Source organism: Halobellus sp. LT62, from assembly GCF_037031285.1.
Lineage (GTDB): Archaea > Halobacteriota > Halobacteria > Halobacteriales > Haloferacaceae > Haloquadratum > Haloquadratum salinisoli.
Genome location: NZ_JAYEZO010000001.1, coordinates 1,782,426 through 1,806,407 on the forward strand (window position 1 = coordinate 1,782,426; position 23,982 = coordinate 1,806,407).

The window sequence follows — 23,982 nt, forward strand, 5'->3', positions numbered from 1 at the left end:
TTTGTTCTTTCTACTCAAGAGAGTACCTCATAACTCTGAAAAAGTCTATATAAAAGGTAGAATTGAAAATTATTGTACTAGTGATCAACAAATAGGATACTAACAATAACTTCTAGTCTACTAACGTCACGAATCCAGATGTGTAAATATAAAATGGTTTATAATAATGATAGTATTGTATAATGATCTAATTCGGGGTTCAAGTCGGCACCATCGAGAGCAATGTATCGGCTAGATCGACCGGTCCGCTCCGTAATATGCATAAAGAATATGTAGTAGTACGGTAGAAAACCGTATGAGGAGTGGGGAACCGTTCGATGTAGTGACTAGGTCTCCCCTCTCAGTGACGACACCCTACTCCTCGATTATTTCGGATCGGAAGCGGCCAACGCCAGTGTTCTGACGTTATTCACTCCACACTGCGTCGACAGACGCTCGCTCGTGGATGATGCGGTCGAGTGCGGAAATGACGGCCGTGGGGTCCTCGGTCTTCCAGATCGATCGGCCGATCATAATTCCGCGTGCACCACTCGCTATCGCTCCGTCGACGTCGGTGAGCATCGCTGCGGTCGTCCCAGACTTCGGGCCGCCGAGGATCATCACCGGGACCGGTGAGTGTTCGACGATCGGTTCGAACGTTTCAACGTCTCCGGTGTACGGGAGTTTCAGGATGTCAGCGCCGTATTCCCAAGCCATACGGGCGGCCCGTGCCACGTACTCCGGATGCGTTTCCAGTTCAGCGGGGACCCGTTCGCCCCACATCACCGGTTCGACGACGAGCGGGACGTCCGTCCCACGGAGCTGTTCGGCCATTTCGGCGATGTACGAGAGGTTCCGTCGGAACAGCTGTCGGTCGTCGCGACCGAACACGAGCACCACTTTGACGCCGACCGGCTCAAGTTCCAACAGTAGTTCGGGATCGAATCCGGGAGTCCACACGTCGTGGCCGTCGTCGAACCCCGGACGCGTGGAGTTTGTCACGATATCTGCCGTCACGACGACGTCGACGCCGGCGTTCGCGATCAGTTCTCGATAGCGACGCGCGAAGTGTGGACCGACGAGAATCGCGTCCGGGTCGCCGTCCAAGACGGACCGAAGCGTCGCTTCCGGATCGCGGAACCCCTCCGTGGCACCGAGACTGAGGCCGTGATCGATGGCCGTGACGAGCGCGTTTCCCGATGCGGTGTCTAACAAGTCGTAATCGTCCATTGTCGCGTCCTCGGTCTGAGTGAGTCGACGACCGACAAAGTGTTTGGGGTTCGGCAACCTCAGACCGAGAGCAGTTCCTCGTATTCGTGTACGACATCGACGATCTCGTCGAAGGCGGGCGGGGAGCCGGTCCGGACGAAGTGGTTCGCGACGGCGTTACCCAGCACCAGAGAGGCCGGATCGTCGAGGCCCTGCAGCAGCCCGAGCGAAAGGCCGGCGTTGAAGTGATCGCCCGCGCTCGTCGTTATTTCGGGTTCGGCCACTTTCGGGACGTCAACGCGAGCGGTCCCGGCGTCCGAAACGGAGACCGAAAAGTCCACGTTGTGACCGACGAAGCGCGTCACGTCCACGTGGTCGTACACAGTCGTTACCGCCGAGGTAAACGATCGCCCCGGGTCGTCGGTCGTCAGCATATCCGCCAGCGCGAGCGTCTCGACGCGGTTGGCGCTCACCGTGAGCGACGTGACCGAGGCGAGGCGCTCCAACGCCTCGATTCCGGGCTGAATCTGTTCGTCGGGTAGCTGACGGATGTCACCGGGATCGAACAGGACCTCTTCGGGCGGGTCCGAGAGCATCGGCCAGACTTCCTCGCGGATTCCGTCGATGATTGCTGGAAGTCGGGGCATCACGGTCCAATATCCGATACCGAAGAGATCGGTTCCGTCGATGCGCTCGGCGAGAGCGGTGGGTGAAATACGCTCGGAAAACGACTCCCAGTCGAACCGGAGATAACTCCCCGGTTCGATGAGCATACACTTCCCGTCGTCGAACTCCACGGCGTGTGTTTCGCCGGGCTCACCGATCGAAACCATCTCGTACTCGCCGAACTCCGTTTGGAACGTCTCGCGCGGCGGCGTCCCGAACGTCCCGACCAACGTCGGATCGTATCCGATGCCGCCGTAAAACCGAGTCAAGTGGGACGTATGGCCACCCAATCGGGTCCCGTCGTTGACCCATTCGATCGCGATCGAGCTGTTTTCATCGGCCGAGGCGCGAAAGCGGTCGGCGAGCGAATCGAGCGTCCGGATCGGCGTGTACGACTCCGGATCGCGGCGCGTGTCGACCATCCGCTGGACGGAGTCGACGAACCCATCGAAGCCGAAGACGACGTTCCCGCCGCCGACGGCGTCTGGTAGCTGTCGCTGGCAGGCGGGTATCGCCTCCGCTGTCGTAACGTCCGGCTCGAAATCAGTCGTATCCGAAGTCGTCATAGCTCATCGAACATTGTTTGGATGGTAGTTACCCGAACGGATACGTGAGTCAGTTGTCGCGGACGAACGTGACGGGGCACGGCGCAGACAGCAGTACCTCCTGCGCTGTCGAGCCGAAGACGGCCTTTCCGGTGGGCGAGCGTCGACGACCGCCGACAACGAGTAGATCGGAGCCGAGATCGTCAGCCAACTGGACGATCTGTTCGCCGCGAGATCCCACGTTGCCGCGGATCTCGTAAGCGATCCCCTCCTCTTCGAACACCTCGGCGATCGATCGAGTCGCCGAGTGGCGCTCGGCCACGCGGTCCGGCGTGGCGTCCGACGAATCCGCTAAATTGAGCCGATCGATCGTGGAATCGTACTGTTTCTCGCTGAAAACGTGAGCCAACACGACCGTCGCTCCCGCCGGACCGGCGATATCGACGACCAGTTGTGCCATTCGCTCCGCGCGATCGGAGTCTTCAGCACCCACTGCGAGTAACACTGAGTTCAGCGCCATACCCCCACCTCAGAGCGGAGCGCCTTATATTTATATCCCGTACCGACGGTTTCGGCGGTCGTGAATCCGCGATCGACGAGTGAGGCGGCTACCAAACGAGGCAGAGAGATCGGCCGCCTCCGCTTCGATCCACAGGACTCCGTTCTACACTTCTCCGACCGAGATCATTCCCTTGATCACGGTGGGTTCCATCGCGCGGTCGAACGCGTCGTCGATGTTCGAGAGCGACGCTTCGAAATCGACCATATCGGCGACGTCGACGACGTCGTCGGCGAGAAGGTCGATGGCTGCACCGTAGGTGTTCGCATAGCGGAACGAACCGTGGACGTCCAGTTCGTTGTCGATCACGTCGAGGACGTCGAACGGGACTTCCGCCTCGTCGGCCAACCCGACGAGCACGACCGTTCCACCGCGTCGGACCCCGTCAAGCGTCGACCTGATCGACGGCTCAGCGCCGGACGCCTCGACGACGACGTCGGCACCGACACCGTCGGTGTACTCGTCGACGGCGTCGTCGAGGCTCGTCTCCGCGACGTTTACCGCGCGGTCGATTCCGCGATCGCGGGCGTATTCGAGCTTTTCGGGGACGATATCCGTGATGAGCACGTCCGTCGCTCCCGCGGCGCGAGCGGCGTCGGCGACCAGCAGGCCGATCGGCCCCGCACCGGTGACGAGGACCGTATCGCCAGTCGCGACGTTTCCACGGCGAACGGCGTGGATCCCGACCGAGAGGGGCTCGCACAGGGCACCTTCGAGCGTCGACACGCTCTCGGGGAGCTTGTAGGCGAAATCCGCCGGCCACGCGACGTACTCGGCGAACGCCCCGTCGTGCGGTGGCGTCGCCATAAACTCCACCGCCTCGCACAGGTGGTACTCCCCGCGTTTGCAGTGTGCGCAGCGGCGGCACGGAACGCCGGGTTCCAACGCGACGCGATCGCCGGGTTCGAGGTCCGAGACGTCGTCGCCGACGGCGATAACCTCTCCGGCGCTCTCGTGGCCGAGGATCAGCGGGTCCTCGACGACGTAGTCGCCGATCCGACCGTGGTTGTAGTAGTGCACGTCCGACCCGCAGATTCCGACCTCCCGAATCGCGACGAGTACGTCGGTCGGTCCCGGTTCCGGCCGGTCGCGATCGCGGAGTTCGAAACTCGTCGGTTCGACTAAGACAGCGGTCTGCATATCGATCGGTACGATAATCGGTTACTAAAATCTACGGGTCGGCACGGCGGTACGCCCGCTTCAGTTTCGGAAGACGACGTCACCACTCGGCAACGCTGCCGTCCTCGTGGTGCCAGACCGGGTTGTACCAGTTGACCTCCGCTTCGGCCTGTTTCCGGACGCGGTCCTCGTCGATTTCGATCCCGAGTCCCGGACCGGTCGGCCGTTCGACGTACCCGTTTCGGAACTCGAACGTCGCCGGGTCTTCGAGCAACGACAGCCGTTGGCTCTCGTCCGGGGTTTCGAGATTGAGATCTTGCTCTTGCATCACGACGTTCGGGGAGGAGAACCCGACCTGGAGACTGGCAGCGAACGCGATCGGGCCGAGCGGGCAGTGGGGGATGACGGCGACGTCGAACGTTTCCGCGAGTGCGGCCACCCTCCGAAGTTCGCTGATTCCGCCGACGTGTGTCACGTCCGGTTGGATAACCGATACCGCGTCCTCGACGAACAGTCGCTTGAAATCGTACCGCGAGTAGAACCGCTCGCCGGTCGCGATGGGGATCGTGGTCCGGTCGCTGATCGCGTCGAACCCGTCCGCGTGTTCCGGAAGCAGCGGCTGGTCGATGAACATCAGATCGTACGGTTCGAGCCGCCGGACGAGTTCGGCGGCCATCGGCTTGGAGACTCTCCCGTGGAAGTCGACGCCGAGGAACGCGTCGTCACCGACGGCGTCTCTGACGGCGGCCACCCGATCGATCGATCGATCCACGACCGCCGGCGTTTCGAGAAACCGGAACTCCCGGGCGAAGTTGAGCTTGAAGGCGCGGTAGCCGTTCTCGTAGTCCTCGCGCGCTGACGTCGCGATCGTCTCGGGGTCCTCACCGCCGAGCCACTGGTAGACGAGCATCCGATCCCGGACATACCCGCCCAGTAGATCGTAGATCGGCGTGTCGTAGTAGCGGCCCTTGACGTCCCAGAGGGCTTGGTCGATTCCCGCGAGCGCGCTCATCAGGATGGGCCCACCGCGGAAATACCCGCTCTGATAGAGCTTCCGCCACTGGTACTCGATTCGAAGCGGGTCTGTCCCCAGCAGATACCCCTCGATCAGCTCTTCGACCGCCGTCCGGACGGTGTCGAGTCGTCCCTGAATGATCGGCTCTCCCCATCCGACGATCCCCTCGTCGGTCTCGAGTTTGAGCAATAGCCACCGTGGGGGAACGGCGAACAGTTCGTATCCGGTGATTTGCATACACGTGATCACTCCGAGCATCCACTTGAATGGGCGGGCTCTTGCGACTCGATAGAGAAATCGATGCGTCGCGGCGTCGCATAGTTTTAATTACCGTGGACCCGCGAATACGCACGTAGTATGAGCGCACTCGAACGGTTTTCCCTCGACGGAGAGGTAGCTATCGTCACCGGTGCGGCACAGGGACTCGGCAAGCAGATGGCGGCGGCACTCGCCGAAATGGGCGCGGACGTGGCGATCGCCGACGTGAACGCTGAGAAGGCCGAACGCACGGCGGCGGAGCTCGACGGCGAGACGGACGTCATCGGCGTGCCGGTCGACGTCACCGACGAAGCGTCGGTCGAAACGATGGTCGAAGCGGTCACCGACCGATTGGGGCCGATCGACGTCCTCGTCAATAACGCCGGCATCGTCGAGAACTCGCCCGCGGAGGAGACGAGTTTCGATTCCTGGCGGCGGGTCGTCGCCGTCAACCTCGATGGGGTCTTCCTCTGTGCGAAACACGTCGGTCGGCAGATGTTGGACCGAGAGGAAGGACGGATCGTCAACATCTCCTCGATGTCCGGGTTCGACGCCAACGTCCCGCAGAAGCAGGCCAGCTACAACTCGACGAAGGCCGGCGTATCGATGCTCACGGAGTCGCTGGCCGTCGAGTGGGCCGACCGCGGCGTCCGCGTGAACGCCATCGCGCCGGGATATATGCGGACTGAGCTCGTCGACGAGACGCTCGAAGAGAGCCCCGAGATGGAGGATACGTGGCTCGAAAACACGCCGATGGGTCGCCTCGGCCGACCCGAAGAGCTGCGCGAACTAGTACTGTATCTCGCGTCCGACGCCTCCTCGTATATGACCGGGTCGACGGTGCTGATCGACGGCGGGTACACGTCCCGATAGCCCGACTGAGACCGATAGGACGGTCACCGAGAACGGTTGCTAATTTCTCTTGCGACGCTACTCCGCCGGGAGCGTCCGCATTCGTTCTTTCGCGTCCTCCCACGCCTCCGACGACGACGGCTCGTACGTTTCGAGCGCGAACGATTCCCCGATGAGTCGACGGCCCGCTTCGACGTCCGGAAGCGTGCCGACGGCGACAGCCTGTGTCAGGACGTTTCCGACGGCCGTCGCCTCCACCGGACCGGTGGTCACCGGTCGTCCCGTCGCGTCCGCGAGAAGCCGACAGAACAGCTCGTTGCGGACGCCGCCGCCGCCGAGGACGATCCGCTCGGGCGATCCCTCGACCGCTGCAGTCAACCGCTCGAACGCGAGCGCCGTCTTGGTCACGAGGCTGTCCAACAGACAGCGAGTGACCGCTCCCGGTGTGGTCGGGACCGGCTGTTCTGTCCGACGGCAGTACGATCGGATCTGTTCGGGCATCGGCTCATCGATGGAGAAGCAAGAAGCGTCAGGATCGACCAGCGCCGTCCCCGTGTCCACTCGCTCGGCCGCGGACAGGAGGTGGTCATAATCCACCGACTCGCCGGCAGCCCGCCACGCCGTGCGACACTCCTCGAACAGGAAGAAGCCGTTGACGTTCTTCAGGAATCTGACGGTGTCGTCGGCACCGAGTTCGTTCGAGAACGCGTGCTCGAACGCCGCGTCAGTGAGGACCGGTTCGTCCCGTTCGACGCCCAAGATGAACCACGAACCCGTGTTCAAGAACGCGGCGTCGTCGGAGAGCGGGAGCCCGGCGACGGCCGCCGCCGTGTCGTGACTCGCGGGCGTGAGCAGTTCGAGCGGGGCTGACGGATCGGGCGCGAACCGCTCGTCGACCCGACCGAGCCGTTCTCCGGGCTCGGCGAGTCGCGGGAGGAGGCCGGTCGGCAGCCCCAGTTCGTCGAGGAGGTCCGTCGCCCAGTCCCGACGGCCGGCGTCGACCATCTGGGTCGTCGAGGCGATCGTCACCTCGCCCGCGGGTCGACCGCCCAGCAGGAACGACAGCAGCTGCGGCATCAAGAGCAGCCTGTCGGCGCGTTCGAGCAGTTCCGGTTCACGGGCGGCGATCGTGTGGAGCTGCCACAGCGTGTTCGGCGTGTTCCAGTTCGTGAGGCCGGTGGCCTCGAACAGCCGTCGCTTTCCGACCGAATCGAACAGGTCCTCGCGTGTGGCAGTCACCTCGGGGTCGCGGTACGACGTCGGCGCGCGGACGAGTTCGCCGTCCGCGAGGAGACCGAAGTCCAGCCCCCACGTGTCGATGCCGACGGTGTCCACCCGATCGGCGCGGTCGGCGGCGGCCGCCAGTCCGGCCGCGATCTCGTCGACGAGCGCCTCGACGTCCCAGACGTACCGCCCGTCGCGTTCGATCGGCCCGTTGTCGAACCGATGTACTTCGCTAACCTCGAACGTCGAAGGGGTGACGGAGCCCAGATACACCGTTCCGCCGCTGGCACCGAGATCGATGGCAACGTGGTTCATCGGCTCAGCTCCCGACACTCACTGCCCGTAACTGTCGAGTTTCTCGCTCAGGCGGCCGATCTCGTCGTCCGGGAGGACCTCCGGGTCACCGATAGCGCGAGCCTGGTAGTGGATGCGGGCGCAGTACTCGACCATCAGCGCCACGGTGTAGGCGTCTTCGAGAGAGTCGTCCGCGGTCAACACGCCGTGGTTGCGGAGCAGCGTCGCGTTGTAGGAGTCGCCGAGGGCGTCGACCGCGGCCTCGCCCAGTTCGGCCGTCGCGTGCGTTGCATACTCCGAGGCCGGGACCTCCGTTCCGGTGAACGCGAGGAGGTAATGCGACGCCGGAATCGACTCGCCGAGGGAGGCGAATGTCGTCGCGTACGGCGAGTGCGTGTGGACCACGCCGCCGACGTCGGGGCGCTCGCGGTAGACCGCGAGGTGCATCGGGACCTCCGTCGACGGGTCGACATCGCCCTCGACGACGTTGCCGTCGGTGTCGACAATCGGGACGTCGGACGGGTCGATGTCCGCGTACGGAATGCCCGACGGACTGATCGCGATGTGGTTCTCGTCGAGCCGAGCGCTGAGGTTGCCGCCGGTACCGGTCGTCAGGTCGTCCTCCAGCAGGCTTCGGCCGTACTCGCAGATGGCGCTACGCGTCTCGTAATGAGGGATTTCTGTCTCTGACATTCGTACGTGATGTGAGTTGTCGCGGGATGGTAAATAACGCGGTGGTTCGATGCCTAGACGGCAACGTCGCGTCGGTGAAGACGGACACACGCCGAACGCGCAGGTCGTCTTCGGTTTTCGAAGGCGGGAAACGGTTCGTAAAGTGTTGCAGCGATTCGTGAAGGGCTCCAGCCCTTCACGAAGAACAGCTCCGGTCGCTTACATTTGGCCTTCGAGCGCAACTTCGGCATCATCGCCGAGTTTGCGCTGATGGACGGTCTCACCATCTTCACCGTCAAACAGGTGAACGTCCTCGTCGGGAACCTCGACGTACACCGACTCACCCTCGCTGATCGCTCGCTGTCCGTCGACCTCGACGATGAACGTCCGGTCGGCGTCCTGATCCGTCGCACGGAGGTAGACGTACGAGATGCTACCCATCGGCTCGACCACGTCGACTGTGGCCTCCAGCTCGTGGCTGGATCTGGCCGTCTCGTGGATCTGCGCGTCCTCCGGACGAACGCCCAACACGAGCTCGCTCTGGCTCCCGGCCGCCGACTGCATCTCTTGGGTGAGATCGAAATCGAACCCGTCGAGGCGAAGCGTCCCGCCCTCGATCTGGCCCTCGAAGAAGTTCATCGACGGCGACCCGAGGAACCCGGCGACGAACCGGTTTGCCGGCCGGTAGAAGCACTCAAGCGGCGTGCCAACCTGCTGGAGTTCACCGTGGTTGAGGACGACGAGCCGGTCGCCCATCGTCATCGCCTCGGTCTGATCGTGCGTGACGTACAGCGTCGTCACGCCGAGTTCGTTCTGGAGGCGGTTGATCTCGGTTCGCATCTCGGTTCGAAGCTTCGCGTCGAGGTTCGAGAGGGGCTCGTCCATCAGGAAGACGTCCGGGTTACGGACGATCGCCCGTCCGAGCGCCACCCGCTGCTGCTGACCGCCGGACATCTCGCCGGGAGTGTTGTCAAGCAGCCGACCTATTCCCATCTTCTCGGCCGTCTCGCGGACGCGGGTCTCGATCTCGTCGTCGGCCATATCCGTCGACATCTTGAGACCGAACGCCATATTCTCCTCGACGGTCATATTGGGGTACAGCGCGTAGTTCTGGAACACCATCGCGAGGTCGCGTGCCCGCGGGCCGAGTTCGTTAACGACCGTGTCGCCGATGACGACGTCACCCTCGCTCTGTTTTTCGAGTCCCGCAACGATGCGCAGGAGCGTCGACTTGCCGCTGCCGGAGGGGCCGACGAACACGACGAACTCGCCGTCATCGATCCGGAGCGAGACGTCGTCGACGGCGACGATCTCGTCATCGCCGGACCCGAACCGCTTCGTGACGTCGTCGAGGTCTATCTTTGCCATCGGTCCCCTCCGAGAGATCGGTCGATCCCCGCGGCTACGGGGAGGTGGTTCGGAGACGGTTCGGCCGGTCGTGTGTGTAGCGCGTTCATTCTTTGATCACCACGCCGAAGCTGAGTCCGGCAGCGAGATACCTGTTGACCGCGATGACGAACAGAACGACAGGGATGATCGTCGCGGTAGTCGCCGCGGCGAGCATCCCCCATTCGATCTGGCGCACACCGATGAACTGGTACACCTGCATCGTCACCGTCACCGCGTTGTTGTTCGTCAGCACCAACGAGAACAGCAGTTCGATCCACGCGAAGATGAAGCTGATGATCGCGACCGAGAAGATGCCGGGCTTGGCCGCCGGCAGGATCACCTTTCGGAACGCCTGAAACTGCGTCGCACCGTCGACGCGTGCGGCCTCCTCGAGCGTCTCCGGGATGCCGTCGAAGAAGGCCTTCATCACCCACACGACCAACGAGATGTTGATCGTGATGTACATAAAGATCATCCCGATCCGCGTGTCGTAGAGGTTCAGCGCCCTGAAGATCACGAAGAACGGGATGATGACGGCGACGGGCGGGAGCATCCGCGAGGAGAGGATCCACACGAGGACGTCCCGCTGTTTCGGAATATCGTACCGCGAGAGCACGTACGCCGCCGGGACCCCGATCAGCAGGACGAGGATCACGGAGGCGCTGACCATAAACACGCTGTTGAAGAACGCGTTGACGAAGCTCGACTGCTGGAGCAACTGGATGTAGTTGTACACCGTCGGCAGGAAGATCCAGTCCGGCGGCAGCGAGATGGCGTCCCTCGGTGGCTTTAGCGACATCGAGACGATCCAGTAGAACGGGAAGAGGACCACGAACGACCAGACCAACAGCGCGGCGTGGCGGCCGACAGCGACGAGTCGCTCCCGGTTCGTCTTCGACAGTCGGCTGTCGGGCTGTCGCGGGTCGTCGACGGTCGCCATCAGTCCCACACCCCCTCGAAGCCGACCTTGATGATCAGGATGTTACACAGCGCGATGATGCCGACGAGGTAGACGATGGCGATCGCGGCCGCCCCGCCGAGGTCGACGAACGTGAACCCGGTCTGGAAGATGTTGATGCTCACCAACTCCGTCGCCGTCCCGGGGCCGCCGCTCGTGAGGCTGAACACCAGTCCGAACGTTCGGAACAGGTCGATCAGCCGAATCAGGATGGCGACGAACAGCACCGGCTTCATATACGGAATGATGACGTGGACGTAGCGACGCCAAAGGGGCGCGCCGTCGACGCGCGATGCTTCGAGCAGCGTCTTGGGGACCGAGGACATCCCCGCGTAGAAGATGATGAACATAAACGGGGTCCAGTTCCACGTGTCCACCAGAATCACCGTCAGCAACGGTACGTCACTGAGGAAGTTCGGAGCGACGAACGGCGTGAACTGCTGGATCATATACGGGATGATCCCGATCTCGGTGTTCAGCATAATCCGTCCGATAGTCGCGAGCGAAACCGGCGCGACCGCCATCGGGATGATGAAGATGATTCGGTAGAACGTCTGCATCCGATCGGACTTGACACCGGTCACGAGCGCGGCGAGGACGAACCCGATGCCCGTCTCTAACGCCAACGCGCCGGCGACGAACGTGATCGTGATCACGAAGGAGTTGATCGCCCCGCCGCTGGTGAACACCCGTTCGTAGTTCGCAAGCCCGTTGAACTGGCCCACCGTGTTCGGGTCGGTGAGCTGATACTTGACGAGGCTCAGATACAGGTCGTACGCTCCGGGGAAGATGGTGATCAGTAGCATCACGAGCACCATCGGCGTCATAAACCAGTACGGGAGGTAGTCGTTCCACAGCTCCCGGAGCCTCGCCAGTCCCGATGGGGCCTGCGATGCGGTTTGAGTCGGTGTACTCATTTGGAGTCTTGAAGGCTGTCTGTCGTCTTACTCGCTGACGATGTCTTCGGCTGCCGACGCGGCGTCGGTCATCGCTTCCTCGGCGCTTTGAGAGCCGGCGATCGCTGTCTGCAGTTCCTCGGAGTAGGTCTGTCCCCACTCGGGGTACTGGCTGTCGAACGGATCCGGCGCGGCCTCCTGTAGCGACTCCAACGTCACGTCCGCGAAGTTTCCGCCGACGCGGTCGCGGTACTCGTCGTTCTCCCAGACGGACTGTCGCACCGAGAAGCCGGCTCCGTTCTCCACGTGCATCCACGTGTTGGTCGGCTCCGAGGAGGCCCAGATCATGAACAGGAACGCCTCCTCGGAGTTCTCGGCGTTCTGTGACGTCGCGATCTGCCACGCGAACGCGTTCGGTGAGAACTCACCGTCGGCCGGCGATGGCGCTTTGGCGACCGCGATCTGGTCGGCCACGTCCGAGGACTCGGGGTCGGTAAGACCGGGCCAAAACAGGTTCGCGTCGGAGACGATGTGTCCGGCACCGCCGGACTGCATCGTCGAGAGGACGTCCGACCAGACCTGACTGGAGGCACCCTCCGGACCGTAGTCTTGGAGGAGGTTCACGTACCACTCCGCCGCGGCGATGGCCCCCTCCGAATCGAGTCCGGAGTCGCCCGGGTAGCTGTCCCAGAGCTCGGCACCGAACTGCCGGATGAACGTGTTGAGGATGTAGATGTTCATTCCGTAGCCCTGCTGGCCGCGACCGACGGTCCCGACGATGTCGTCTTCCTCCTCGTGGATCGTCTGGGCGTTGGCGCGGAACTCCTCTAGCGTCTCGGCGACTTCGAGATCGTACTCGTCGTAGAGGTCCGATCGGTAGAACTGGGTCTGGACTTCGACGGTGATCGGCATTCCCGTCCACGTGTCGCTGTACCCGCCACCGTGGGCCTGCCACCGCGTGGCCTCGAAGAGGTCGTCCATCCCGTACCACTCCTCGTCGTACATACTGTCGTCCTCGAAGTAGGGGTCGAGCGCCTGAAGCCACCCCGACTCGCGGAACTGATTGACGACCTGATCGAGGAAGAACACGTCCCACTCGCCGGCTCCCGTACTCACGTCGGTCAGCCGCTTCGTCCGGAACTCCTGCTCGGGGAGGACGTTCCAGACGACCTCGATACCGGTTAACTCCTCGAAGACGGGAACCGCCGGTTCGATGGCGTCGACCCACGCGTGCTCGACGGCTCCGATGTTGATCGTCGAGCCCTCGAACTGCCGCCAGTCGATGTCCGCGTTCTCGTACTCGCTCAGTGGGATTGCGAGTTCCTCGGAATCCCCGCCGGAGTCGCCTCCACCGTCTCCCGAGTTGCTATCTCCCGTCCCAGTTCCACCGCCGCTGTCGCCGCCTCGCGTGCAGCCGGCGAGCCCGCCGAGTAGACCCACGCCCGCTGCTTTGAGAAAATTACGCCTCTTTCGATTGCGTTGGCTCGTCATCGTTGTCAGCCTCATTCCTCACGAATAAACCATCAGTAATAAATCTATCTATCAATAATATATCTTATATAGGCGCTTCGCACGCGCTCGCCCGAACAACCAACGCTCCCCAGACCCGTTTTGTGGAAACATTTTAATATGAGTTGCCGATACACATACGTAGCGGAACTGTCGGAGCCACAGGCCTGCGGGGCGGCCCCGAAATGACCGATGGCACCGACCACAACCGAGTGGAACACAATGAGACGACGAGACTCGACACGAGATGCGATCAGAATCGTGACGGTAACAGGCTGCGATACGGAGTCGAGCGACTGATGCGGGCGGCGGCATTGACGGACGTCGGTTCGATCGACGTGCAAGAGCGCGAGCGACCGACGCCGGCCGACGACGAGGTAGTGGTTCGAATCGGTGCGTGTGGGGTCTGTATGACCGACTACCACATGTACCACGGGACGTTCGACGTCGAGACGCCGATGGTTCCGGGCCACGAGAGCGCGGGGACGGTTGTCGATGTCGGGAGCGCAGTCGAGAGATACGACTCCGGAGATCGGGTGGCGATCAATCCGACGGTCCCTTGCAACGCCTGTTCGTACTGTAAACACGGCGAGACGCATCTCTGTGAGAACAACACGAGTATCGGTGGTGCCGCCGACACCGTCCTCGACGGCGCGTTCGCGGAGTACGTACGTGTCCCACACACGAACGTCGAAGACATCGGAACGATGTCGTTCACGCAAGCCTCGCTGGCGGAACCGTTGGCATGTGGGCTTCACGGTGTCTCAAAGGTCGACTGCGCGCCGGGAGACGGCGTCGCGATCATCGGCGCGGGCCCGATCGGACTGCTCCTGCTACAGGCGTTCCGCAACGTCGGTGCCGCTCCGATCGTCGTCTCCGAACTCGACGACGATCGCCGGGCACTCGCCGCCGATCTCGGCGCTGACGCGACCGTCGATCCCGACGCCGTTTCGGATCCGGTTTCGGCGATCAAACGGGCCGCGAACGGCCCCGTCGACGTCGGCGTGGAGGCGATCGGTCTCGTGCCGACGATCGAGCAGGCGAACGCTGTGACCGCGAAGGGCGGCTCGACCCTCATCTTCGGTGTGCCCAAAGAAGACGCGCGGATAGACGTCAGTCCGTTCGACGTGTTCTTCGACGAGGTAGGCTATCGGGGATCGTATTCGCTCACAACCGAAGACTTCGAGCGGGCGGTGACGCTGCTCGAACACGATCGGATAGCGACGGACCCACTGATCACCGACCACGTCGGACTCGATGACCTCCCCGAGACGTTTGAGCGGATGGAGAACACCGAGGGGTTGAAACACGTCGTTGTGCCGAGTTCGGAATGAACCGTTCCGTCGGTTCACCTGTTCGAGTCCAGCGAACGACGGCATCGTCCTGAACCCCACGATAGTCGCGCATCGAACGCTGTTCGTAAACGCCGGTGTCGTCGGTCGTATCAGGCAATCTCTCGGTGTCATAGATCGATACTCACCCCCAGCACCGCACGGTGTAGGCAGTTGGACACGCGATGTTCTTCAGAGATGAATAATTATATTTCGCCTAGAAGCGTAGTGAGAAATAGTAGAGTGTTAACGACCGTGATAGATTATGGTGGGCGGTCGCGGCCGTGTTGTGAGCCAAGTGTTCTGCTCTAATGAACACACTTTTGTCGATCGGCCGTAATTCGAAGTCGGAATGACTGACACACCGAAGTACGCTGTCGAGGCGACTGGGACGTCACTGCGAATCCTACGAACACTTATCGAATCGCCTGACGCCAAAGGAGTAACGGCCGTATCCCGAGAGGCAAACGTCGCCAAGAGCGTCGCGCACAACCATCTCGCGACGCTTCGAGCGCACGCCCTCGTAACGAAGCGGGGAACGCGATACGAGCCGTCGTTACGGCTGCTTTCACTCGGAGAAGAGGTTCGGAGAAACGTGCCGATCTATCGGAAAGCAAAGGAAGCCGTGGACAATTTAGCGGCCGCAACGGGGGAGACAGCCACGTTGTTCCTCAGAGAGAACGAGGCGGCGATTCCGATATACATCGCCGACGGCGACGCCGAGTGGACTGCGCCGTTCATACTCGGCGAAGCGTTGCCGCTACACGCTAACGCACCGGGGAAGTGCCTCCTATCATTGCTGTCAGACGAGGACCTCGAGTCAGTGCTTTCGAGCTCCGAGTTGACCTCGTTCACCGATGCGACCACCACTGACAGCGACGAACTCCTCGCCGAGATCAGGCGGATCCGTGATGACGGCATAGCGTTCTGCAGAGGTGAACACTACGAGGGCGTGGTGGGCGTCGCTGCGCCGATCTCACTCGCAGACGACGACCGATCGACCGCGCTCGGGGTGATCGGGCCTGTCAGCCGGCTAAACGGTCGATACCTAGAGGAGGACATTACCGGACAGGTGCTCAGTACGACGAAATCGGTAGAAGTTGATCTCGCTAGCACGTGAACCGTCCCTGTCGCCCTCCGGAACCGTTCAACCGACGAGGAGGATAACACAAGTACATCTGTTATCCTTTGGTCGGTGGTCTCTCTCGCCTCGGGCGGTCGGGGTTACGTCCTGCCCAAACACAACTGTATGTGGTCGTATCGCTCCCCAGCCGTGTTCGGTTTCGTGACGCCGGTGGAACCATTATGTAGGATCACAATACTAATCAATTTTTAGATATTATTCTACTACTATCAACGATAAGTACTACTGTAGATCTTTGATTCATCATCACGTTGATGTATTACTCGCTTTAACTGGCGTTATTTTTCTTTCGGTCATCTCGTTTATGCAACTAGTTCTTTAACTGATTGATATTTAATCTTAGACATATACTGAATATCTAAGTTTATGGCAGAGGGGATGGTTCGAGCTGAGTCACAACCGCAGAGATCGGTCGTACACCGAAGGCCCCGAACGCTCGATTAGCGGTCCTGCCCCGACAACTCATTATAAGTCAGTCCGGAAGCGACACCGACTATGTCGCGTAGCCGGAATATGCTGTCCAGCGACGATCTTCGCGGTGACGGGAGCCGAAAGACGAGCAGATCCGTGCGTACCACAGTCGAGAGCGGGACAGGAGCCGTATCGAGGGTGTCCTGAATGGGCCGGAGACCGATCGGCGTCGACGTCGGCGGCACGTTCACCGACGTCACGCTGTTGTGCGACGGCGAACTCGTGACCGCGAAAGTCCCGAGCACCGAGGACCAAAGCGAGGGCGTGCTGGCCGGGATCGAGAAGGCCTGTGAGGAGGCCGGGATCGAACCCGAGACGCTGACGGGGTTCTCCCACGCGATGACCGTCTCCGTCAACGCGCTCTTGGAGGACGCGGGCGCGAGGACAGCGCTCGTCACCACCGCTGGCTTCCGCGACGTCCTCGAAATCGGGCGACAGGACCGACCGTCGCTGTACGATCTCGACGCCGAGAAGCGCACCCCGCTCGTTCCGCGCCGCCGCCGCTTCGAGGTGTCCGAGCGGGCGACCGTCGACGGGATCGAACAGTCGGTCGACGAAGCGGAAGTGCGGGCGATCGCCGACGAGATCCGAGACGCCGACGCGGAGGCCGTCGCCGTTTCGCTGCTGCACGCGTACGCCCACCCGGAGAACGAGAGGCGCGTCGCGAGCACGCTGCGAGGGGAACTCGAAATACCGGTGTCGGCGTCTCACGAAGTGCTCGCGGAGTTTCGCGAGTACGAGCGGACCTCGACGACGGTCGTCGACGCGTACGTCCGCCCGGCGATCGACCGGTACGTCGGCCACCTCACCGAGCGCGCGAGCGAGGCCGGGATCCCACGGCCGCAGATTATGCAGGCGAACGGCGGCATTTCCGACGCCGACACGGTCAGAGAAAACGCCGTCTCGACGGTCCTCTCCGGACCTGCCGCGGGCGTCGTGGGCGCGAGCGCGATGGCGGGCGAGGAGGGTGAGGGCCTCGTCACCTTCGATATGGGCGGGACCTCCAGCGACGTGAGCCTCATCCGCGATGGCGAGGCCGAGCGGACGACCGAGGGCGTCATCAACGGCCGGCCGATCCGGACGCCGATGGTCGACATCGAGACGGTCGGCGCGGGCGGCGGGTCGATCGCGTGGGTCGACTCCGGCGGCGCGCTCCGAATCGGCCCGAAATCGGCCGGAGCGGATCCGGGACCGGCCTGCTACGGCAACGGCGGCACCGAACCGACCGTCACGGACGCGAACCTCGTCTTGGGCTATATCGGGGAACGCACCAGCCTCGGCGGCGAGCTATCCCTCGACGCCGCGGCCGCCTACGAAGCCCTCACCGGTCTCGCCGACGAGGCGGGAATGGACGGCCCGCTCGACGCCGCCCGCGGGGTGTATCGCGTCGCGAACGCGAATATGACGCGGGCGATCCGCGCGGTGACCGTCGAGCGCGGCATCGACCCGCGGACGTTCGGGCTCGTCGCGTTCGGCGGTGCGGGGCCGATGCACGCCGTCTCGATCGCGGACGACCTCGATATGGATCGGGTGCTCGTCCCGCGCGCCTCGGGCGTGTTGTCCGCCTTCGGCCTCCTCGCAGCCGATGAGAAGCGAGACGCGGTCCGGACGTACCAGCGTCCCCTCGACGAGGCCGGTTCCGACGACGTCGACGGGGTGTACGAGGAACTGGCCGAGGGATTGCTCTCGGAGGTCAGCGACCGGGACGGGGCGACCGTGACGCACTCGGCGGATCTCAGATACGCCGGCCAGAGCTTCGAGCTCACGGTCGAGATCGATACGCCGTTCGACGCCGACGAGGTGAGAACACGCTTCGCCGACGCTCACGAGGCCGCGTACGGCTATCAGACGGACGAACCGATCCACCTCGTCAACTGCCGCGTGACGGCGACTGTCTCCCGGAGCCCGCCGGAGATCGAATACGCGGGCGGTGGAGACGCGCGGAAGGGAACCCGTGAGGCGACGTTTACAGACGGAAGCCACGAGACGCCGGTCCACGAGCGAGAGCAGTTGGCCGCCGGGGGGACCGTCGAGGGCCCGGCGATCGTCGAGGGAGAGGAGAGCACCGTCGTCGTCCCGCCCGCGTGGGACCTGCAGGTGCGCGACGACGGCGCGTTAATCGCGGAGGTGAACGGAGAATGAGCGACGAATCTCGCACGTCCGACGGGGTGATCGACCCGGTAACGCTGGAGATACTCAGAAACCAACTGGAGAGTGTCGCCACCGAGATGGGGCACGTGCTCATTCGCGGGGCCTACTCGCCGAACATCAAGGAGCGGCAGGACTGTTCGACCGCGCTCTTCGACGCGTCGGGGCGGATGATCGCGCAGGCCGAGCACATCCCGGTCCACCTCGGCGCGATGCCCGACGCCGTCGAGGTCGTCTTGGAGAAAGAGCCGAAGCCCGGGGACGTCTTCGTCGTCAACGACCCCTTTGCGGGCGGGACGCACCTCCCCGACATCACGCTCGTCTCGCCCATCGCGCCCGACGACGAGGTGATCGGCTTCGCCGTGTCGAGAGCGCACCACGCCGACGTCGGCGGCGGGTCACCCGGGAGTATGCCACCCGGAGCGCGGGAGATATATGAGGAAGGCCTCAGACTGCCGGCGGTCCGACTCGTCGACGGCGGCGAGCCGAACGAGGCGGTGCACGAACTGATCCGCGCGAACGTCCGCACGCCGGACGAGCGGAAGGCCGACCTCCGTGCCCAGCGCGCGGCCAACGCGCGGGCAGAGGAACGCGTCGGCGAACTACTGGACGAACACGGCGCGCGACTGCTCGACGCGTTCGACGCCGTCATCGACTACTCTCGCGAGCGCGTCGAGGCCGAGTTGACCGACCTCCCGAACGGCACCTACCGCGCCCACGACGTCCTCGAAGGCGACGGCGTGACCGACGAGGACATCCCGATCGAGGTGGCGGTCACGATCGACGGCGCGACAATCGACGTCGACTTCGCCGGGACTGCCGAGCAGGTGGCGGGCAACCTGAACGCGCCGCTGTCGGTCGCCAAGAGCGCGGTGTACTTCGTCGTTCGCGCGGTTACCAACCCGGAGATACCGCCGAACCACGGCTGCTACGAGCCGGTGTCGGTGTCGGCACCCGAGGGTTCAGTGCTCAACCCCACGCCCCCGGCGGCGGTCGTCGGCGGGAACGTCGAGACCAGCCAGCGGGTGATGGACGTCACGCTGGCGGCGCTGGCGGAGGCGGTTCCCGCGGAGATCCCCGCCGGCGGACAGGGTACGATGAACAACCTCATCATCGGCGACAGGCGTGGGGAGTTCACCTACTACGAGACCATCGGCGGCGGATTCGGTGCCCGCTCGGACAGAGACGGGATGGACGGCGTCCAAGTGGGGATGACTAACACGCTCAACACGCCGGTCGAGGCGCTGGAGACCGCGTACCCGCTCCGCGTCGAGCGGTACGGGCTCCGCCCCGACAGCGGCGGCGACGGGCGGTTCCGCGGCGGACTTGGGATCGAACGGACCGTCACCGTCGAGACCGACGCGACGGTGTCGCTGATCACCGAGCGCCGCCGGACCGCTCCCGCGGGGGTCGACGGCGGCGGCGACGGCGCGACCGGCGAGAACCTCGTCGACGGCGAACCGGTCCCCTCGAAGGCGTCCGTCGACGTCGAATCGGGAACGACCGTCTCGATCCTGACGCCGGGCGGCGGCGGCCACGGCGACCCGGCCGAGCGCGACCCGACAGCTCGGGAACGCGATCGGCGCGACGGAAAAAGTGGACAGGGAGTGAGCGCCCGTCAGTAGACGGACGCTGACCGCAGTCGGATCCCGATCCCGTCCGGGTCGACGAATTCGATGCCGGTGACTGAGTCGGTGTCAGCGACGTCGACATCGCGGTCAGTCGCGTCGCAGTCAGCGACGTCGCGCTCGGCGACGGCGACGCCGGTGTTTTCGAGGCGGCTTCGAACCGCGTGTACGGCATCGGCGCTCGGAAGAACGACCTCGAACCAGTCGAGACCGCGGCCGCCCGCGGGTTCGGAGCGCCGGTTCCACGCGTTGAGTCCGAGGTGGTGGTGGTAGCCGCCCGCGGAGACGAACAGCGCGGAGCCGACATCCATCTGCACGTCGAACCCGAGCGTCCGGACGTAGAACTCGCGAGCGGTCGGGACCGAGCTCACCTCGAGGTGGACGTGTCCGAGCGTCGTCCCCGCGGGGGCCGGTGACGTGCCGTCTGACTCGGCGGCGACATCGTCGAGATCCAGCGGGAGCGTCGGCATCTCGACGCCGCCGTCGGCCGTGGTCGGCCACGCCGCGCGCGGTCGGTCGCGGTAGAGTTCGACGCCGTTTCCCTCCGGGTCCGAGAGGTACAGCGCCTCGCTCACCCGGTGGTCGGACGCGCCGTCGAGCGTCCAGCGCTCTCGGACGCGTTCGAGTGCGGCACCCAGCGCGGCATGGGAGGGAAAGAGGAACGCGTTGTGGAACAGTCCGGCCTGTTCGCGACCCCGTTTCGGCGCGTCGGCGTCTTCTCGCAGGACGAGAAGCGGCACGTCGTCGACGCCGAGCGTCGCGCCGTCGTCGATCCGCTCGATGACCGCGAGGCCGACGACAGTTCGATAAAAGTCGATCATCGATTCGAGGTCGTTTACGCGGAGTGCGGTCCGGCCGAGCCGCGTCCCGGCGGGCAGCGACGGAGCGGTGGCGTCAGTCATTCGTTCGAATGGATAGTCGATGCCGGCCCGTGAAGCAGTTTCGGTGGAAGAGAGGTGGTAGCCGACGATGCCGAGTGGCACGTCGGGAACGACGACGCCCTGTCGATAGAACACCACTCGCGGAAGGCGCTCGCGCAGTCCTCGCAGTAGCAGCGGACGGTCTCGTGACAGCCGTACTCGTTGTCGGTCTGCCAGCCGACGACGGCGTCGACGTCGGCGTACCGCTCGGTCATCTCCCGGGCGATTCGCTCGGTCTCCTCTCGGTACACATCGGAGTTGAAGCAGTAGTGACGACGACTGCCGAAGTCGCGGGGCGTTCCGTCGGGTTCGACCTGGAGGATCTCGGGGTACTCGTCGATCAGCCACTTCGGCGGCGTCGCTGTCGGGGTGCAGAGTACCACGTCGATCCCGGCCTCGCCGAGCAGCGAGACGGCCGTATCGAGCCATTCGCAATCGAACTCGACCTGACCGACTGATCGGAGCGTTCACTACTAGCGAACGGATTCTTGTGTACCAGTGTTGTGTACTGATAGCGAACTGCATTGTGCGTCTCGAATCCGTTCGCCGGGGGCTTTATTTGCGATTCCCGACACAGAGAGCGTATGAGTCGGAATCGACACACGGATCTGGAGCGGCTTTTCGACACTGGAATCGTCGGCATCCTCCGCGGGGTTCCCGCCGAAAAAACGGTCGATGTCGCCGACGCGCTCGTCGCGGGCGGCGTCGACGTGATCGAGGTGACAGCCGACACCGACGGTGCGCTCGACACGATCGCACGCCTGCGAGAGACGTTCGACCGTTCCGAGGCGCTCGTCGGCGCTGGGACCGTCCTCGATAGCGACACCGCCGGGGCGGCGCTCCGCGCCGGGGCGTCGTTCGTCGTCACTCCGAACTTCGACGAGGAGGTCGTCCGGACGTGCAACCGCTACGGGGCCGTCGTCGCGCCGGGCGTGATGACCCCGACAGAAGCCGTGAACGCGTACGAAGCGGGCGCGGACGTGCTGAAGATATTCCCCGCGTCGACGCTCGGTCCCGGGCACCTGCGGAGCATCAAGGGACCGCTCGATCAGCTCCCGCTCGTCCCGACCGGCGGCGTCTCGCTCGACAACGTCGAGGCCTTCGTCGGGGCCGGGGCCGACGCTGTCGGCGTCGGGAGCGGGCTGGTCGACGGCGAGGCCGTTGCCAACGAGGACTACGAAGCGCTGACCGAACGGGCCGAGGCGTTCCGCGGAGCGATCGACGACGCTCGGGAGTGATCGACGGCACACTATCGGTGACGACCGGTGTCGCCGGTACGTGAACCGCCGGTAGTCGGGAGCCGCCGTGCAACGCGGCCCTCGCGGCCGTCTGCAATACGTATCGTAGATTGATAGTTTCACTATAGATTAATCATCGCATACCAATTGCGGTAACTGCTACCACAGCACGTCAAATCGGCAGTTTCAACGATCGAGAAACCATCAATTTCCAGATTGATTGTGATAATAAGAGGAGTTTTCCAGCAAGCTTAACCGTCGGAATCGTCGACAGTCGACCGAGATGGCAAACGCGACCCGCTGGCCGGCAGTCGAGGACTTCCCCGATCCGACGACAGCGGACCACATCACGTACAACCCGTCAGATGCCGAACTCCGCGGGTACTCCTCTGAGATGGAGACGACCACCGCGTTCGGCGCGCCGTCGTACGTGAGCGACTACCGCTCCAGAAGTGCGGACCGAACCTCGAACGCTGTGGACGTACCCTTCGGTGACGACGACTTCGACACCTTCGAGACGGCGCTCGAGTGGGTGAACGACCCCGAAAACGACGTGCTCTGCGTCGACCGAAGGGTGGGGCGTCACGAGAGCGTGTCCGCCGTGTGCCGGCTGTTTCTTCCGAAGAAGTACGGTCGCATCGCGCTCGCGTGGGCGAAGCTCCTCGATCCGGTCGATGGAACCGACGGCTCGGCGCATTCCGACCCGGTCGATGGGATCGCCGACCCGCCCCACACAGTGGAGCCGGATTTCGTCACGGTCCAGCTTCCGGACGCCACCGACGAGCCGACGATCCGCATCCTCCCGGACGAAGGACTCACGGCCGTCCTCGGCAGCGACTACACCGGCGAGGCGAAGAAGTCGTTCCTCCGGCTGTATATGTACCGCGCGAAGCAGGCGGGCGGCCTCGGACTCCACGCGGGGAGCAAGCGGGTCACGCTCGACGATGAGGACGGCCCCCGTGAGGTCGGCCAACTCTTCTTGGGACTGTCCGGCACGGGCAAGTCGACGCTGACCAGTCACGGCCTCTGGTTGGACGAACCCGAGGGCGCGGAGATGCTCCAAGACGACGTCTGCGCGCTGCTGCCGTCGGGGACCGTCGCGGGCAGCGAGGGCGGCGGCCTCTACATCAAGACGCTCGGACTGGACGCCGACGAACAGCCTGAACTGTACGACGCCGCCACCGACGCCGGGGCCGTCCTCGAAAACGTCGCCGTCGACGGTGAGCGACGCCCGCCGTCCGCAAGCGGGACAGCGTCCCGCCCTGTCAACGACGACGGGGCCGTTCATTTCGACGAACCCCGATACGGCCGGAACGCGCGGGCGGTGATCCGCCGCGATCACCTCGAAAGCTCGGCCAAGGAGATCGATCTGCCGCGGGTCGATCAGGTGTTCTTCATCACGCGGAACCCGCTGATGCCGCCGATCGCGAAGCTGACGAAGACGCAGGCGGCCGCGGCGTTCATGCTCGGGGAGTCCGTCGAAACGAGCGCCGGCGACCCATCCCGCATCGGCGAATCGATTCGCGTCGTCGGCACGAACCCGTTCATCGTCGGCTCGAAAGGCGAGGAGGGGAACCGCTTCCGCGAGCTGATCGACGACCTCGATCTCGACTGCTTCGTCATCAACACCGGCGTCGTCGGGACCGACAATCCCGTCGACGTCGGCGTCGAAGAGACCGTCGCGATCTTGGAGGGCACCGCCCGCGGGAGCGTCGAGTGGACCGAAGACGATTCGATCGGTCTGACAGTGCCCGCGACGATCCCCGGCGTCGACATCGACGAGTTCGCGGTCGAAGATCACGTCGACGACTTCGGGGACGCCCACGGTGATCTCCGCGCGGAGCGCCGCGCGTACCTCTCGCAGTTCGACGATCTCGACGACGAGATCGTCGGGTCGGCGTACTGAATCGCGGTCGCATTCGATAGAACGTACGAATACGTCGACTGCGGTGACGACC

At 63.7% G+C, this 23,982-nt stretch carries 19 protein-coding genes and 2 pseudogenes; 8 read left to right on the forward strand and 13 right to left on the reverse strand.

Annotation, left to right across the window (positions count from 1 at the left end; translation table 11 throughout):
- Positions 1-405: 405 nt before the first annotated feature.
- The 5 genes from U5919_RS08620 to dgoD form a co-directional block, all read right to left on the reverse strand.
- Positions 406-1,209: a class I fructose-bisphosphate aldolase gene (locus U5919_RS08620; RefSeq protein WP_336023612.1), complete on the reverse strand. Its 804-nt coding sequence runs from the start codon at positions 1,207-1,209 to the stop codon at positions 406-408.
- A gap of 59 nt (positions 1,210-1,268) precedes the next feature.
- Positions 1,269-2,420, reverse strand: a complete 1,152-nt coding sequence (locus U5919_RS08625) for a hypothetical protein (RefSeq protein ID WP_336023614.1) — start codon at positions 2,418-2,420, stop codon at positions 1,269-1,271.
- A 49-nt stretch (positions 2,421-2,469) separates the two neighbouring features.
- Positions 2,470-2,919 (reverse strand): universal stress protein, encoded by a 450-nt coding sequence (locus U5919_RS08630; protein ID WP_336023616.1) that lies wholly within the window; start codon positions 2,917-2,919, stop codon positions 2,470-2,472.
- A gap of 144 nt (positions 2,920-3,063) precedes the next feature.
- Positions 3,064-4,098 (reverse strand): NAD(P)-dependent alcohol dehydrogenase, encoded by a 1,035-nt coding sequence (locus U5919_RS08635; RefSeq protein ID WP_336023619.1) that lies wholly within the window; start codon positions 4,096-4,098, stop codon positions 3,064-3,066.
- A 79-nt stretch (positions 4,099-4,177) separates the two neighbouring features.
- Positions 4,178-5,329, reverse strand: coding sequence for a galactonate dehydratase (dgoD, locus tag U5919_RS08640; protein WP_336023621.1), 1,152 nt, complete (start codon positions 5,327-5,329; stop codon positions 4,178-4,180).
- Between the two features lie 120 nt (positions 5,330-5,449).
- Here dgoD and U5919_RS08645 point away from each other — a divergent pair, with 120 nt between their 5' ends.
- Complete coding sequence (locus U5919_RS08645) at positions 5,450-6,223, forward strand: SDR family NAD(P)-dependent oxidoreductase (protein WP_336023622.1); 774 nt, start codon at positions 5,450-5,452, stop codon at positions 6,221-6,223.
- A gap of 57 nt (positions 6,224-6,280) precedes the next feature.
- Here the strand turns inward: U5919_RS08645 and U5919_RS08650 are convergent, their stop codons facing one another.
- The 6 genes from U5919_RS08650 to U5919_RS08675 form a co-directional block, all read right to left on the reverse strand.
- Positions 6,281-7,741: a rhamnulokinase gene (locus U5919_RS08650; protein WP_336023624.1), complete on the reverse strand. Its 1,461-nt coding sequence runs from the start codon at positions 7,739-7,741 to the stop codon at positions 6,281-6,283.
- A gap of 18 nt (positions 7,742-7,759) precedes the next feature.
- Positions 7,760-8,413, reverse strand: coding sequence for a class II aldolase/adducin family protein (locus U5919_RS08655; RefSeq protein ID WP_336023626.1), 654 nt, complete (start codon positions 8,411-8,413; stop codon positions 7,760-7,762).
- Positions 8,414-8,611: 198 nt separating this feature from the next.
- Entirely contained in the window at positions 8,612-9,760 is a 1,149-nt protein-coding gene (locus U5919_RS08660) for an ABC transporter ATP-binding protein (protein ID WP_336023628.1), read from the reverse strand.
- A gap of 85 nt (positions 9,761-9,845) precedes the next feature.
- The gene (locus tag U5919_RS08665; protein ID WP_336023630.1) at positions 9,846-10,721 is read right to left on the reverse strand and encodes a carbohydrate ABC transporter permease; all 876 of its coding nucleotides are present in this window, start codon (positions 10,719-10,721) and stop codon (positions 9,846-9,848) included.
- Positions 10,721-11,656, reverse strand: coding sequence for a carbohydrate ABC transporter permease (locus U5919_RS08670; RefSeq protein ID WP_336023632.1), 936 nt, complete (start codon positions 11,654-11,656; stop codon positions 10,721-10,723). The genes U5919_RS08665 and U5919_RS08670 overlap by 1 nt, the downstream gene beginning before the upstream one ends.
- Positions 11,657-11,683: 27 nt before the next feature.
- Entirely contained in the window at positions 11,684-13,126 is a 1,443-nt protein-coding gene (locus U5919_RS08675) for an extracellular solute-binding protein (protein ID WP_336023634.1), read from the reverse strand.
- Positions 13,127-13,443: 317 nt separating this feature from the next.
- On the opposite strand from U5919_RS08675, the gene U5919_RS08680 reads away from it, so the two are divergent.
- The 5 genes and pseudogenes from U5919_RS08680 (at position 13,444) to U5919_RS08695 (ending at position 19,863) form a co-directional block, all read left to right on the forward strand.
- Complete coding sequence (locus U5919_RS08680; protein ID WP_336023636.1) at positions 13,444-14,478, forward strand: alcohol dehydrogenase catalytic domain-containing protein; 1,035 nt, start codon at positions 13,444-13,446, stop codon at positions 14,476-14,478.
- A 349-nt stretch (positions 14,479-14,827) separates the two neighbouring features.
- A pseudogene (locus tag U5919_RS15815) lies at positions 14,828-14,998 on the forward strand (helix-turn-helix domain-containing protein); the annotation flags it as partial.
- Between the two features lie 72 nt (positions 14,999-15,070).
- Entirely contained in the window at positions 15,071-15,595 is a 525-nt protein-coding gene (locus U5919_RS08685; protein WP_336023639.1) for an IclR family transcriptional regulator, read from the forward strand.
- Positions 15,596-16,237: 642 nt separating this feature from the next.
- Entirely contained in the window at positions 16,238-18,232 is a 1,995-nt protein-coding gene (locus U5919_RS08690; RefSeq protein WP_336023641.1) for a hydantoinase/oxoprolinase family protein, read from the forward strand.
- Positions 18,229-19,863 carry a hydantoinase B/oxoprolinase family protein gene (locus tag U5919_RS08695; protein ID WP_336023643.1) on the forward strand — a complete coding sequence of 545 codons (1,635 nt, stop codon included), beginning with the start codon at positions 18,229-18,231 and terminating at the stop codon, positions 19,861-19,863. Before U5919_RS08690 ends, U5919_RS08695 begins: the two co-directional genes overlap by 4 nt.
- Here U5919_RS08695 and U5919_RS08700 read toward each other — a convergent pair.
- Together U5919_RS08700 and U5919_RS08705 are read right to left on the reverse strand one after the other, a co-directional pair.
- Positions 19,857-20,768, reverse strand: a complete 912-nt coding sequence (locus tag U5919_RS08700) for a VOC family protein (protein WP_336023645.1) — start codon at positions 20,766-20,768, stop codon at positions 19,857-19,859. The genes U5919_RS08695 and U5919_RS08700 overlap by 7 nt on opposite strands.
- 113 nt (positions 20,769-20,881) lie before the next feature.
- Positions 20,882-21,229 (reverse strand): annotated as a pseudogene (locus U5919_RS08705) (beta-galactosidase); the annotation flags it as partial.
- A gap of 141 nt (positions 21,230-21,370) precedes the next feature.
- Between U5919_RS08705 and U5919_RS08710 the strand changes: the two are divergent.
- Both U5919_RS08710 and U5919_RS08715 read left to right on the forward strand, forming a co-directional pair.
- A complete protein-coding gene (locus U5919_RS08710) occupies positions 21,371-22,024 on the forward strand; it encodes a bifunctional 4-hydroxy-2-oxoglutarate aldolase/2-dehydro-3-deoxy-phosphogluconate aldolase (protein ID WP_336023647.1) in 654 nt (217 codons plus the stop codon).
- Between the two features lie 283 nt (positions 22,025-22,307).
- Positions 22,308-23,930 carry a phosphoenolpyruvate carboxykinase (ATP) gene (locus U5919_RS08715; RefSeq protein ID WP_336023649.1) on the forward strand — a complete coding sequence of 541 codons (1,623 nt, stop codon included), beginning with the start codon at positions 22,308-22,310 and terminating at the stop codon, positions 23,928-23,930.
- Positions 23,931-23,982: the final 52 nt, after the last annotated feature.